Annotated in this window: 12 protein-coding genes; 7 read left to right on the forward strand and 5 right to left on the reverse strand. The window is 62.3% G+C overall.

Annotation, left to right across the window (positions count from 1 at the left end):
* Positions 1-71 precede the first annotated feature (71 nt).
* Positions 72-836 carry an MBL fold metallo-hydrolase gene (locus tag ACI3L3_RS05590; protein WP_404844127.1) on the reverse strand — a complete coding sequence of 255 codons (765 nt, stop codon included), beginning with the start codon at positions 834-836 and terminating at the stop codon, positions 72-74.
* A gap of 332 nt (positions 837-1168) precedes the next feature.
* Between ACI3L3_RS05590 and ACI3L3_RS05595 the strand changes: the two genes are divergently transcribed.
* The 3 genes from ACI3L3_RS05595 (at position 1169) to ACI3L3_RS05605 (ending at position 3163) form a co-directional block, all read left to right on the forward strand.
* Positions 1169-2230, forward strand: coding sequence for an FAD-dependent oxidoreductase (locus tag ACI3L3_RS05595; protein ID WP_404844128.1), 1062 nt, complete (start codon positions 1169-1171; stop codon positions 2228-2230).
* 37 nt (positions 2231-2267) lie between these two features.
* A complete protein-coding gene (locus ACI3L3_RS05600; protein ID WP_404844129.1) occupies positions 2268-2786 on the forward strand; it encodes a 4Fe-4S dicluster domain-containing protein in 519 nt (172 codons plus the stop codon).
* 77 nt (positions 2787-2863) lie between these two features.
* The gene (locus ACI3L3_RS05605; protein WP_404844130.1) at positions 2864-3163 is read left to right on the forward strand and encodes an MTH1187 family thiamine-binding protein; all 300 of its coding nucleotides are present in this window, start codon (positions 2864-2866) and stop codon (positions 3161-3163) included.
* A 185-nt stretch (positions 3164-3348) separates the two neighbouring features.
* Here ACI3L3_RS05605 and ACI3L3_RS05610 read toward each other — a convergent pair whose 3' ends face one another.
* Positions 3349-3705, reverse strand: a complete 357-nt coding sequence (locus ACI3L3_RS05610) for a hypothetical protein (protein WP_404844131.1) — start codon at positions 3703-3705, stop codon at positions 3349-3351.
* A 703-nt stretch (positions 3706-4408) separates the two neighbouring features.
* Here ACI3L3_RS05610 and ACI3L3_RS05615 point away from each other — a divergent pair.
* The 3 genes from ACI3L3_RS05615 (at position 4409) to ACI3L3_RS05625 (ending at position 7228) form a co-directional block, all read left to right on the forward strand.
* Entirely contained in the window at positions 4409-4681 is a 273-nt protein-coding gene (locus ACI3L3_RS05615; RefSeq protein ID WP_404844132.1) for an RNA recognition motif domain-containing protein, read from the forward strand.
* 163 nt (positions 4682-4844) lie between these two features.
* Positions 4845-5846, forward strand: coding sequence for a TRAP transporter substrate-binding protein (locus tag ACI3L3_RS05620; protein ID WP_404844133.1), 1002 nt, complete (start codon positions 4845-4847; stop codon positions 5844-5846).
* Positions 5847-6004: 158 nt separating this feature from the next.
* Complete coding sequence (locus ACI3L3_RS05625) at positions 6005-7228, forward strand: MFS transporter (RefSeq protein ID WP_404844134.1); 1224 nt, start codon at positions 6005-6007, stop codon at positions 7226-7228.
* A 76-nt stretch (positions 7229-7304) separates the two neighbouring features.
* On the opposite strand, the gene ACI3L3_RS05630 is transcribed toward ACI3L3_RS05625, so the two are convergent.
* The 3 genes from ACI3L3_RS05630 to ACI3L3_RS05640 form a co-directional block, all read right to left on the reverse strand.
* Entirely contained in the window at positions 7305-9119 is a 1815-nt protein-coding gene (locus ACI3L3_RS05630; RefSeq protein ID WP_404844135.1) for a sensor histidine kinase, read from the reverse strand.
* A gap of 212 nt (positions 9120-9331) precedes the next feature.
* Complete coding sequence (locus ACI3L3_RS05635; protein ID WP_404844136.1) at positions 9332-10096, reverse strand: hypothetical protein; 765 nt, start codon at positions 10094-10096, stop codon at positions 9332-9334.
* Positions 10097-10211: 115 nt separating this feature from the next.
* Positions 10212-11408, reverse strand: a complete 1197-nt coding sequence (locus ACI3L3_RS05640; protein WP_404844137.1) for a diguanylate cyclase — start codon at positions 11406-11408, stop codon at positions 10212-10214.
* A 436-nt stretch (positions 11409-11844) separates the two neighbouring features.
* On the opposite strand from ACI3L3_RS05640, the gene ACI3L3_RS05645 reads away from it, so the two are divergent.
* Positions 11845-12027: a hypothetical protein gene (locus ACI3L3_RS05645; protein ID WP_404844138.1), complete on the forward strand. Its 183-nt coding sequence runs from the start codon at positions 11845-11847 to the stop codon at positions 12025-12027.
* Positions 12028-12084: the final 57 nt, after the last annotated feature.

The raw sequence follows: 12084 nt of genomic DNA on the forward strand, positions 1-12084 counted from the left end.
GCTCTCGGCTCTCGGCTCTCGGCTCTCGGCTCTCGGCTCTCGGCTCTCGGCTCTCGGCTCTCGCTTGTGTTCTATCCGGCGTCGGCGGGGGCGTCTACGGTGATGGTGCAGGACTCCCCAAGGCGCGCTGCGGCAAAGACCTGCATTCCCGGCCGCGCCACCTGCTGCGCAAAATCCGGCAGGTGCGCCGTGTTGCCAAAGCTGTGCATGGGCACAAGGCATGCCGGGCGCACGGCGTCCGCAAACCGTGCCGCGCCGGAGAGGCCAGGCAGGCGCGGATCGCAGTTGGTGAGGGCGATATGCGGGGCAAAGGCGCGAACGTGCTCGATGGCGGCGCTAAAATACTCCGCCGTAAAGGCGTTGGCCGCGTCGCCCGCTTCCGGCCATATCCACTCGGCAAGGTCGCCGCCGTAATATATGCGCCAGCCGCCAAGGCGGATGAGAAACGCCGCGCCAAGGTCGTTGCTGGCCATGGCCGATACGGACACCCCGTCGTCAACGCGCGTCCACGGTCCGGGCGCGGGCGGCGGGTCGCCGGGGTCGGGGATAGCCGCGCCGGGTAGGTCCAGCTCGGGCACCATATCCGGAACGTCGTCGGAGAGGATATACCGCGAGCTTCGGGCAACGGCGAGGATGTCTCGAATATCCGCCGAACAGTGGTCGCCGTGGCTGTGGGAGAATGCGGCGATGGCGTCTTGGCCGGTGACCAGTTGGGTCAGCGCTGTGGCGGCCTCTGCCGGGCGCTGGTCCGGTGCGGGCCAGTCAAAGACAAGCATCCGCCCGCTGGCGGCGATGCAAAAGCAGTTGTGATGGATGGCGTGGATGCGTGCTTGCATAATGGATATGATGGCGTAGGCTCTCGGGTGGTGAAAAGTGTTTTTTTGCGCGCCCTCGCAGCGCGCGGCGGACAGGGCCGTCAACTGGAGCATCAATTGGGGCGCCTGCGGCGAGCGCCGGGGCGGGGAAACCCGCGCCAGCCGAGGCGCTTGTGACAAAAAACGCGGTGGACACAGCACGGGAAATATGTGATTGACAATGCCCCATTGCGGCGACGTGCGTTGTGCGTGCGCAGCAATTTGAGTATCCTGATACGATTGAATCCACAATCCCCCTTTGCGGGAAGGACGATGCCGCGGCCCGGCCGCATGAATCGAAAAAGGGGAACGATATGAAGAGTATAATGAATTTTGCCCTGTTCCGCGACGCTCCCGGTGAGCCAAACGGACGCAGGATTGCCGTGGTCGGCGCCGGTCCTTCCGGAATGGCCGTTTCCGGCTATTTGGCCTGTCAGGGCTATCATGTTGAAATTTTCGACAAGATGCCCAAGCCCGGCGGTCTGTTGTTTTTTGGCATTCCGGACTTCCGCCTTGCGGTGGAACGCGTTGAGGAAGCCGCCAAAATTTTGCAAAAGGACTACGGCGTCATCTTCCACCCGTGTGTGAAAATAGTGGGGCAGGACTCCACGGACCACGACGAAGGCGACGACCTGATGCGCGAGACCATCGCCCTTGAGGACCTGCGGAACGACTTTGACGCCGTGATGCTGTGCACCGGTTCGTGGCGTTCTCGCCGTATGGGCATCCCCGGTGAGGACCTTTCCGGCGTGCTGTCGGGTCTGGAATATCTGTTCCCCCTGCGCGGCGCGGCATGCAGCAAGGATATTTGCTACTCCGATGCCAAGGACAAGAATGTCGCCATCGTTGGCGGCGGGCTTTCCGCCGTGGACGCGGCGGACTGCGCACTGCGCAGCGGCGCAAACAAGGTCTACATGCTGTACCGCCGCACCAGCAACGAAGCCCCCGCCGGTCCCTACGAGATTGCCCTGCTGCAGGACCGTGGCGTCATCTGGCGCGAACTGACCTTGCCTGTGCGCATCCTTGGCGAGGAGACCGTAGAGGGGCTGGAGTATATCCAATGTTCCCTTGGGGAGCCTGACGAGAGCGGACGCCGCTGTCCGGTGCCCGAGTCGGGGTCCAACCAGGTGCTGGACGTGGACCTCGTCATCACCGCCGTTGGCGAATTGCCCACGGTTCCCGCCTCGGACAAGGTGGATATCGGCAAGGTGCGCAAGCAGGCCACAGGCTGGCCGCGTATGACACCGCTGGAAGGCGTCTTCCTTGCTGGCGACGCCCTGAACGGTCCCAGCAAGATTGGCTGGGCCATCACCAGCGGCCTTGAGGCGGCTCGGTCCATGGAAGAGTGGCTCGACTTTGCCGCAACCAGCGACTAGCCCGCGCCACCAGCGGAATCCATCACCGGAGAACAATATGTCCGACAGCAAGAAAGACCAATGCCCAAAGACCAAATGGGTTGATTATTCCAAGTGCATCGGGTGCGAGTCGTGCGAGGCCATTTGCAAATTCCTCCACGGTATCCCGCGCATCCAGATGACGCAGACTGACGAGGGGCTGGCGTTTCCCCTCTACTGCCACCACTGCGAGAACCCGCAGTGCATTAAGGCTTGCCCCGCGGGCGCCATCAATAAGACCGATGAGGGCGTGGTTATCCATAGCCCCACCATCTGTCGCGGATGCCGCGCCATGAAGTGTATGGAGGCCTGCCCCTTCAACGCCATCTACCACGCAGGCGGCGTGGTGCCGGTTACCAAGTGTGACCTGTGCGCCGCGCGCCGCCGCCGGGGCCTTGGCCCGGCCTGTGTGGCCATCTGTCCGGCAGAAGCCATCTACTTTGTGGACCGCGAGGAGCTGCAGGAACTCCGGACCAAGGAGTCCCTGTCCGCCCAGAAGCTGGTTATGAAGCAGATACGGCAGATGCGGGGCAAATAACACGACCGACCACAAAGGCCGCGGGCACCACCCGCGGCCTTTTTTTCTGCCAGAACCATAAAACGGGAGAAGTACCGATGAGCGTTATGGCTGAAGTATCGTTGTTTCCGGTGGACAAGGGCGTCAGCCTCAGTCCGTGGGTGGCCCGCGCCGTCACCATCGTCAAGAACAGCGGGTTGGACTATTCCCTGAACCCTATGGGGACGGTTCTTGAAGGGGAATGGGATGAGGTGAACGCCGTCATATCCCAGTGCTTCAAGGCCATCGCCGCCGAAAGCGAGCGCGTGTATATGACCGTGAAGGTCGATTACCGCGCCGGACAGGGCGGACGCATGCAGGCCAAGCCCCGCTCCGTTGAGGACAAGATGAAGGCCTAGCTTTCCGCGCCTACACCGGGACACCGGGACACCGGGACACCGGGACACCGGGACACCGGGACACCGGGACACCGGGACACCGGGACACCGGGACACCGGGACAAAAAACGTCCAGCCACTGGCTGGACGTTTTTTTGTGTGTTGGCGCGGGTATGTGGCCGCGTAGTTGTGCTATGGCGCGGCGGTTAGACCTTGGTATTGAGTATGGATCGCGGGCCGCCCGGATCTGGGAGGGCGAGGGTTTTGCGGTTGCAGATGCTGTCGAGGGCTTGGGCGTTGGTGTCCGGCGTGCCCTGCCACTCCACGATTTCGTACTCCGGTTCCCAGAAGTTTTGCGATGGCTCGGAGGATGGCGCGCCGTGCGCTTTTGCTCCCTGTGCCGCCTCACCACGGGGAATGCCCGATTTGCCGGGTTTTCCCGACAGGTCGGCCTCGTCCATAGTATACGAGCCTTCCTCGGTGGTGACGAGCAGTTCAAGCAGTTTGTGCCGTCCACAGGAACCCTTACAGCGTAGTCTTTTGTAGCTTACGTTTAGTCCCACGTCGTGCTCCTTCACAACGTTTGAGGGCCGGGGCCCGTGTGCTCAAAGTGGACGGGCCGTCGCCGTCCTGGCAATCGGTCGTCGGGGCCGGGAACGCTGTGGTCATCCGCTTGCAGTGTGGCGGCAAGAGGCTGGCCGCCTGAGCCACGCGCACAGCGCGGGGCAGAAAGGAAGACGCACACCTTGGTAGAGTACATCATTGGCGGTTTTGTGCCTAGGCGGGGTGCAGGAAAAATTGAAGGAAAAGCCCGTCAGAGGCTGAATTTCACCGCAACCACCCCGCGATATTGGCGAAGTTTGCAGGGGGCCAGAATCCTTGGTGAAACTGCTGTGCGGGGCGCGGCGCAGGGGGAGGGCAAAGGCTGAAAAGGCCCATACGGCGGGTAGAATGCGCCGCGCTTGGGGGGCAGGGATGGCCGTGGTGGCGCTCACGTCAGGCCCGTTGTGGCGGGGTGAAACGTCTTGCGGAATGCGCGGCACCGTTTATGTGGACTGTTGCAGTGCAAAAATGCCCGTGTGCCGCAGAAATTTGGATGCAACGCTGTCTGTTGTGCGTGATGGTGGGGCGAGAAGTGTCGGGAATAGTGTATGTTTTTGGGTGAAAGGTCTTGCTTTTTGCAGTAGGTGTGGCATAGTTGTGCAAAAGTGTACATCTTTATCGCATCCACCGTGATGCAGGCAATTCCATTGAGGAGCGGGATTTATGTCAGGTAAGAACATCTATGTTGGAAACCTTCCTTTCAGTGCCTCGGAGGACGAGGTGCGCGCCCTGTTTGAAGAGCACGGAAGCGTGACGTCTGTACGGCTTATTGAAGACAGGTTCACCGGTCGCCCACGTGGTTTCGGTTTTGTTGAAATGGACCAAGACGGAGTGGACGCCGCCATTGAGGCCCTTGATGGCACCATGTTTGGCGGGCGCCCCCTTCGTGTGAATATTGCCAAGGACCGCCCGCGACGAGAGCGGACCCCCTGGTAGCCCACCCCTTGCCTGCGCCGCATGTGCGGCGCGCCAAGCCCCCGGCGCCCTTCCCGGGGGCTTTTCTTTTCCCCGCCCACCGTGTACGCAGGCAGAACGCGTTTTTCGTAACGCAGTGGTGTGTTTGCGTGTGCAATTTGTTCGCAAGGGAAGGAATATATCCATGAAAAAGCATCTGGTTTCAGCGCTCTGCGCCCTTGTGGCGGTGTTGACCCTCGTGGTGGGGTTGGCTGCGACGGCCTCTGCCGAAACGGTCATCAAGCTCGGCATCGTCACCCCGCCCGGTTCCGCGCAGCATGTGACGGCGGCGCGCTTTGCCGAGTTGGTGCAGGAGCGCTCCAACGGAGCCTACCGCGTGGAGATTTTCCACAGCGGCTCACTGGGAACGGAGACGGAGATTCTCCAGCAGGTGCAGATGGGCGCTGTGGAAATGGCCATCTGTACCCTTGGGCCTTTCGATACCTTTGTCCCGGAAGTCAAGGTCGTCAGTTTTCCGTTCATGTTCCGCGATTATGCGCAGGTGGACGAGGTTCTCTACGGGCCACTCGGTGACGAAGTGCTGGCGGCGCTGGAGCGCGCGGGCTTTAAGGGGTTGTCCTTTTCCGAGAACGGCTTCCGGAACCTTACCAACGATACGCGCCCGGTCCACAGCCTTGCCGACGTGAAGGGGCTGAAGATTCGCGTTATGCAGTCCACCCTGCATAAGGAACTGTGGCGTACCCTTGGCGCGAACCCCACGCCCATGGGTTGGCCCATCTATTCCGAGCTGCAGCAGGGCACCATTGACGGGCAGGAAAATCCGCTGTGGGTGGTGTGGACCGCCAAACTGTACGAAGTGCAGAAGTACCTGACCCTGACCGGGCACGTCTATTCCGCCCATGTGGACATTGCCAGCCTTGGCTGGTTCAACGCGCTGCCGGAGCAGACGCAGGCTCTGTTGAAGGACTGCATGCGCGAGGCGTCGCGCTATCAGCGGGAGTGGAACCGCACCAACGTTCAAGACTTTTTGCAGAAGCTGGAAGCCGCCGGAATGCAGGTGGAGACACAGCCGGACCTTGCGTCCTTTAAGGAGCGTGCGGAGTCGTTGACCAGCATGCCGCTGTATGCGGACCCGGCAACGCGGGCGCTGCTGGAGAAGTTTCTGAAGGCCACAGCGGGCAAGTAATTCTGGCGCAGGGGCGCCGCGCTTCTATGCGGCGTATGTGTGGCGGCCGTGTGCGGCTTTCTCAATAATGCCGGGGGGATTGGTGCCCCTGCGGCGCAGCGTTGCGGGCGCCGGGAAATGTGCAGACAACGCGGGGCGTGCTGTGTATGGTGCCCGGCATGCAACAGTCCGATTCCGCCAAGCTTCGTAGGATATACCGCGATACGAATCTTCAGATCTTGTTCGGCGTGACCCTTGTGGCCGTGATGGGCGTTTCCAGCATCGCCCCGGCCCTGCCGAGGATGCTGCACGCCATGGCCATTCCGCCCGCTGAGTCGTGGTGGCTTATCTCGTCCTTTACGGTGCCGGGGGTGCTTTTTGCGCCTGTGGCCGGTGTGCTGTCCGATACCTACGGGCGCAAGGCCGTGCTGGTGCCGTCGCTGGTTATCTTTGGCCTGTTTGGCGGGCTGTGCGCGCTCACCACCAATATGTGGGTGCTGGTGGGCCTGCGCTTTCTGCAGGGCATTGGCGCGTCGTCCCTGTGGGCGCTGTGCGCCACTATTATTGGCGATATGTACGCCGGGCGCGAGCGCATGCAGGCCATGGGGTACAGCGCCAGCGTGTTGTCCATTGGCACCACCATATTCCCCCTCGTGGGCGGCGGGCTGGCGGCCGTTGGTTGGCAATGGCCCTTTGAACTGCCCCTGCTTGCCCTGCCGCTGGCCGTGGTGGTTGCGCTGTGGCTCAAGGTGCCGCAGCCGCAGGGCAAGGGCGAATTCATGAAGCAGATGCGCCGCGCCGTTGTGCGGGCCTCGTCCCCGCGCGCGCTGTGTTTGTTCGCTACCACCGGCGCGTCCTTCATCATTTTGTACGGCGTCATCATCACCTACCTGCCCATCTATTTATCCTCCACCTTTGCGGCCACGCCGCCGGTTATCGGGTCCATCATCGCCATATCCAGCCTGACATCGGCGGGTGTGGCGTCGCAGGTGGGGCGGCTGTCCGGCTGGGTGGCGCCTCGGACGCTGCTGGTGGCGGCCTTTGTGCTGTACGCTCTGTCCGCCGTACTCATTCCGGTGATGCCGGGCGCGTGGAGTGTGGCGGTTCCTGTGCTGCTCTTTGGCGTGGCGCAGGCCTTTAATATCCCCACCGTGCAGGCGCTGCTGGCGGGGATGGCTCCCATGGAGGAGCGCGGCGCATTTATGGCCCTTAATGGCATGGTACTGCGCATTGGGCAGACCCTTGGCCCTTTGGTTATGGGCACGGCCTATGTCCTTGGGGGACTGCGCGGGGTGTTCTGGACCGGCGGCGTCATTGGTACGCTGATGGTGGCCGTGCTGACTGGTGTGTTCGTCTTCGGCCGGAGTTTGGACGGGCAGGAGGATGGGGGCGTGGCGAAGTAGCGCCGCAGTAAAGGCCGGGGACGCCCCGGCCCACAATAACTTTTGGGCGATGCCGCATGCGGCGTCGCCTTTTTTGTTAGGCGGTGGCTGGCTCGGGCAAATGGTCCGACGCGCAGTGGTCGGGCAGGGGAAAGCTGATGCTGACAAGGGTGCCGTTGTCGTTGGAGTAGGTAAAGGCGCCCTGCAGTTGGAATGTGACAATGTTGGTGATGAGGCGAAGCCCCATGCTGACCGCTGTGGCCGGTGCGAAGTCCGGCGGAATGCCCACGCCGGTGTCGGCAACGGAGAGGTGCACGGTGCTGCCATCACGCCACAGGCGCAGGCGCAGGGTGCCGTCAGCCCCGTCCGGGAAGGCGTGCTTGAGGGCGTTGCTGACCAGTTCATTGACCACCATGCCGCAGGGGCTGGCCGTGGCGATGGGCAGGGATACGGGGGTGAGGTCGTACTCAATGGTGATGCGCCGCGCGTCAAAGACCACCTGCAGGTGGGCCGTGAGTTGGCGCATGTACTGGGCAAAGTCGATGGTGTCGAACCTGTCGCTGCGGTAGAGCAGGGTGTGCACCAGACTGATGCTGTGGATCTTTGTGGACAGGTCGCCGGCCAGTTCGGCCACGGCGGGGGTGTCCGCGCGGCGTTGGGCCATGTCCAGAAGCCCGGAGATGACTTGCAGGTTGTTCATGACGCGGTGGTGCACCTCCTGCAGGAGCATGTTTTTCTCCTCCAGGGACTGCTCAATGCGCCGCTGCATCACCGCGCGCTCGGCGATTTCGTTCTCCAGGCTGGTGTTGGCGTCCTGCAGGGCCTTGGTGCGCTCGTCCACCAGTTCTTCCAGCCGCTCCTTGTGGCGGCGCAGTTCGGATTCCATAGCCTTGCGTTCGGTGATGTCGATGCCAACGCCAAGGACTGCGGAGTGCCCCGCCGTGGTGAAGGGAATTTTGCTGGTTTCGTAGATGCGGGTCTGTCCGCCTGCGCAGGTGAGTTCTTCCTCGTAGCCGATGCGGGAGGCGCCGGTACGCATGACTTTTTTGTCGTCCATAATAAAGCGCACGGTCTGCTCGGGCAGGGGGGAGGTGAGTTCGGATTGCTTTTTGCCCACCAGTTCCCACGGTTTCAGGCCGTGGATGGAGGCAACGGACGTGTTGGCAAGGATGAAGCGGCTTTCCTCGTCCTTGGCGAAGATAAGGTGCGGCACAAGGTCGATAATCTGCCTTAGCTGGGCTTCGCGCAGGGTGAGTTCACGCTCGGTGACGCGGCGGGCGCTGAGTTCCTCATGCGTGCGGCGCTGCTGCCGGTGCAGCATGTAGGCGACAATCATAAATAAAATGGCCGTCACGGCCGTGTACAGCCACACGGCGGCGGTATTGTCGTACATGGTGACGGAGTAGGTCATCAGCCCAAAAACTGAGCCGTCCGCCCGCGTGAGGGGGACTTTGAAGCACACTCCGGGGCGGCCATGCAGGGTACAGTCGTTTTTGCTTGGCGTTTTGGCGGCAAGGGCGGCCTTGGCGCGCTCGGACGGCTGCGTGCCGACGCGCTTTGCGTCGCTGGAGGCGATGATGCGTGGCTCGGCATCGGGGGACGTGGTGGTGATGATGTTGATGGTCATCACGCTGGTGCTGTGGCGCGCGAGTTCTGTAAGCTCGTGCTGAATATGGGGGATGTCTTCTGGGTGGTGCGTGAGTTCGTAGGCGAAGTGGCGGGCCAGTGCGCCCGTGGTGTCTGCAATGCTGTTGAGGTGGCTTTGTTTGTTGTGCTCAATGGTGGTGGCGATGGTCAGGACGGTCAGCGTGATGAACAGCACAAGGTACACGAGCAAGGACAAATTCGTCCCTGCACCGGTGGAGCGGCTGGCAGCGGGCGGACGTGGTTCGGCGCTTGAGGTGGTCGGCATGGCGGCGGCGTCGTACTCCCTATGCGAAAGGGTGGTTGGAGCATCCTGTGTGGATGGATACTCGTTCTTTCGGCATAGTCGAGAACGCCGTGCGGGGCAAGTTGCTTTGGAAAGTATTGCGTATGGATATGTAAATATGATGCGCTATGGCGCAAACAACAACGGGCGGAGCATGGCTCCGCCCGGAAGTAATTGTGCGGGAAGTGTGGAGGCTAGACCGCTATGTCCAGCAGTGCACCCGTCTGGAGGAGTCCGGTTTGGTCCTGCCCCATTTCGCCCATGATGTTGCCTGCAAACATGGAGAATGCCTGCCCGGCGTCTGTGCCAAAGCGGTCGGCGATGAGGGTGGTGGCCTTTTGTAGGGCGCTGCGCAGGGAGGAAGGGGACAGCTTCTGGTCCAGCGTCTCGCGCAGGATGGTGGCCACGTCGCCCGCGGTATCCCTGCCGTAGGTGTCCATCACATGGGACATCACGTCGGGAATGGCCTGCGCGACGGGGTTCTTTTGCCCTGCGGCGTAGAACTTTTCCAGCGAGCCGTTGTCGAAAAAGTCGTTGATGGCGGCGTTCAGTTCGCCATTGAATTGGCTCATGAGCGAGTCGCCCGCGGCCATGCCGTGGTTGCGGTCCACCATGCGCAGAACGTCAAGCAGGCCCTTGCTGAGGGTTTCCTCGTCCGTATCTCCGGAGGCGTCAATGCGCCGGGCGACCAGCACCATGGCCGCGGCCTGTGCTTCTTCGCCAAAGTTTTCGCGGATGAACTTCATGGAGTTGTCCAGCGCCTTGGCAAGGGCGCTGCGGGTGGAGGAATCCTGCTCGCTTTCACGCGGGGCGAGGTTCAAAACAAGATTTTCGCCGAAGGAGCGGGTGGTCTGTTCCTGCCGCTGCGAGCGCGAGGCGGGAGAAACGGTCCGCACCGTGGAATCGGGCGAGAAGGGCAGTATGGGCTGTGCGGCGTATGTGACGTTGGCGATATCCATGATGACTCCTTGCCGTGATGTTGGCTGAGAGTCGTATCGGCGTTTTGCGGCAGGACATTAGACCCGCGGCGCAAAAAGGTGCGGCGGTGCAGGGTGCGGGTGTGGGCTGGAGTGGTTACGCGGTGGCGTTGGTTTGGCGCAGCAGTGTGTGCAGGTAGCTGGTATAGCAGTTCATAACGCCGGGAGGGTTGTCCCGCAGTTGCATGCCGATGAGGTGCGTCTGTCCGCTTCGCTCGTTGGTTGTGTTCCAGACGGCGGTGGCCCTCAGTGTTGGCTCAAAGGGCAGGGCCTTGTCGATGATGGAGACGCGAAGGGGCGTGCCCGGAGAGATGGCGCTGTCGTTGGTGACGCAGGCCATGCCGCCCTCGCTGATGTCGCGGGTGCGGGCGTAGAGTTGGGGGTGGCCGTTTGATTGGTCCGAGCAGAGCAGGTCCAGCGCGAGGAAGTGCCGCTCATGGGCGCGCATATCCTCGGCGCGGGTGCTGACGCGGTTGCGGCCCGAGCGTTTGGCCCGGTACAGGGCGCGGTCCGCCGCGGCGATAATGCTGCGCGGCGAAGTGCCGCAGGCAGGGAAGCCCGCCGCACCAATGCTGATGGTGACGATGGACAGGTCCGGCACCAGCAGGGAAAAGTTTGTGCGCTCCACGGCGGTGCGGAAACGCTCGCCCACGGCGTAGACGTTGTCCGGCCCGGTACCGGGGAGGATGATGGCGAATTCCTCGCCGCCGTAGCGGGCCGCCCGGTCCATGCCGCGCGCCGTCCGCGTCAGTGTGGCGGCGATGGTCTGCAGGACAAGGTCGCCAGTTTGATGCCCGAAATGGTCGTTAACACGCTTGAAGTGGTCAATGTCCACCATCAGCAGGGAAAAGGGCGTCCCCGCGCGGCGCGAGCGCTCAATCTCGCGCTCCAGCTCAAGGTTGAAGGCGCGGCGGTTGTACAGTCCTGTCAGGTCGTCGATGTGGGCAAGGCGCTCGCACTGTTCAAGGATGTGCGCCTCAATGGCGACCGGAGATTGCAGGCGCGGGTGCAAACGGGTGAAATAATCCGCCACCGTGGCGAAAATACTGATGTCCTGCTCGCCAAGTTCGCGCATCCGCTGTTGATGGCGCAGGATGCCGAGCCAGTGCTCGCGGGCTTCGTCCGAAGGCAGGGAAATATGGGCAAGGAAGTAAATGGCGCGGCTGAAAATATCCGGGCTGTAGACGGCTTCCATCGCGTCGATGAATGCATGGAGGGACTCGCCCGGTTCGGGCGATGTTGCCAAAAACTCAGGGAGTGTCGCCAGTGGCGATCCGCGTTGCCAATGTCCCATAAGGGCCTCCTGCGAAACTGGTGCGCGCTGAAATGGCGCACGGTCCTTGGGATGCTCAAGCCTACGATAGTGGCGCCAGCACGTCAATGCTGGCGCAGAAGTTAGGGTGCTAATTATATGTGCGTCGCAGAGTGGTGCCGCATGGCAGCACGAGCGCGCTGTGGCAGGTGGCTGTGGGCGCAATGCAACATCCCGGATTTGCGCGCTTTTGCGTTGCGGGGGGATGTGCTATCGTCCGGTGGACGACTCCCTCATGCCGTCGGAGAGGCGCGAAGGAGGGAGAGGGCGCTGCCACTGTTTGGGAAGAGCAGGGCGGGCCGTGGGTGCTGCGCAAAGTACAATGGAACGTGATGCCTGAGCCTTGCGCCAGAGTGGCCGTATATCCCCGCGGCGTGCAGAGTCAGCCAACCCAGCAAAAAGTGAGGGAGGGTAAGCCATGATGCTTCCACAGGATGAAGCGCGGACGAAATATTGCCCGCACCTGAAGGCGGAGGACGGGAAAATTCGCCTGTGTCAGGGCGTGCAGTGTATGATGTGGCGCTTTCGCTATGCCGACAAGAACGGCGACCATGATGAAGGCTATTGTGGGCTGGCTGGAAAACCCGCCGGGGCGCGGTAGCGCCCTCGGGCGGTGTTGTGGCGTAGGGGGGACAGAGAGGCGAGCGCTGGCCGGCGG

The sequence above is a fragment of the Desulfobaculum sp. SPO524 genome (assembly GCF_044987625.1).
GTDB lineage: Bacteria > Desulfobacterota > Desulfovibrionia > Desulfovibrionales > Desulfovibrionaceae > Desulfobaculum.

Coding starts and splice junctions, on each gene's coding strand:
- ACI3L3_RS05620 (WP_404844133.1), top strand. CDS start 4,845: ATGAAAAAGCATCTGGTTTCAGCGCTCTGCGCCCTTGTGGCGGTGTTG.
- ACI3L3_RS05635 (WP_404844136.1), bottom strand. CDS start 10,096: ATGGATATCGCCAACGTCACATACGCCGCACAGCCCATACTGCCCTTC.
- ACI3L3_RS05625 (WP_404844134.1), top strand. CDS start 6,005: ATGCAACAGTCCGATTCCGCCAAGCTTCGTAGGATATACCGCGATACG.
- ACI3L3_RS05640 (WP_404844137.1), bottom strand. CDS start 11,408: ATGGGACATTGGCAACGCGGATCGCCACTGGCGACACTCCCTGAGTTT.
- ACI3L3_RS05600 (WP_404844129.1), top strand. CDS start 2,268: ATGTCCGACAGCAAGAAAGACCAATGCCCAAAGACCAAATGGGTTGAT.
- ACI3L3_RS05645 (WP_404844138.1), top strand. CDS start 11,845: ATGATGCTTCCACAGGATGAAGCGCGGACGAAATATTGCCCGCACCTG.
- ACI3L3_RS05630 (WP_404844135.1), bottom strand. CDS start 9,119: ATGCCGACCACCTCAAGCGCCGAACCACGTCCGCCCGCTGCCAGCCGC.
- ACI3L3_RS05595 (WP_404844128.1), top strand. CDS start 1,169: ATGAAGAGTATAATGAATTTTGCCCTGTTCCGCGACGCTCCCGGTGAG.
- ACI3L3_RS05590 (WP_404844127.1), bottom strand. CDS start 836: ATGCAAGCACGCATCCACGCCATCCATCACAACTGCTTTTGCATCGCC.
- ACI3L3_RS05605 (WP_404844130.1), top strand. CDS start 2,864: ATGAGCGTTATGGCTGAAGTATCGTTGTTTCCGGTGGACAAGGGCGTC.
- ACI3L3_RS05615 (WP_404844132.1), top strand. CDS start 4,409: ATGTCAGGTAAGAACATCTATGTTGGAAACCTTCCTTTCAGTGCCTCG.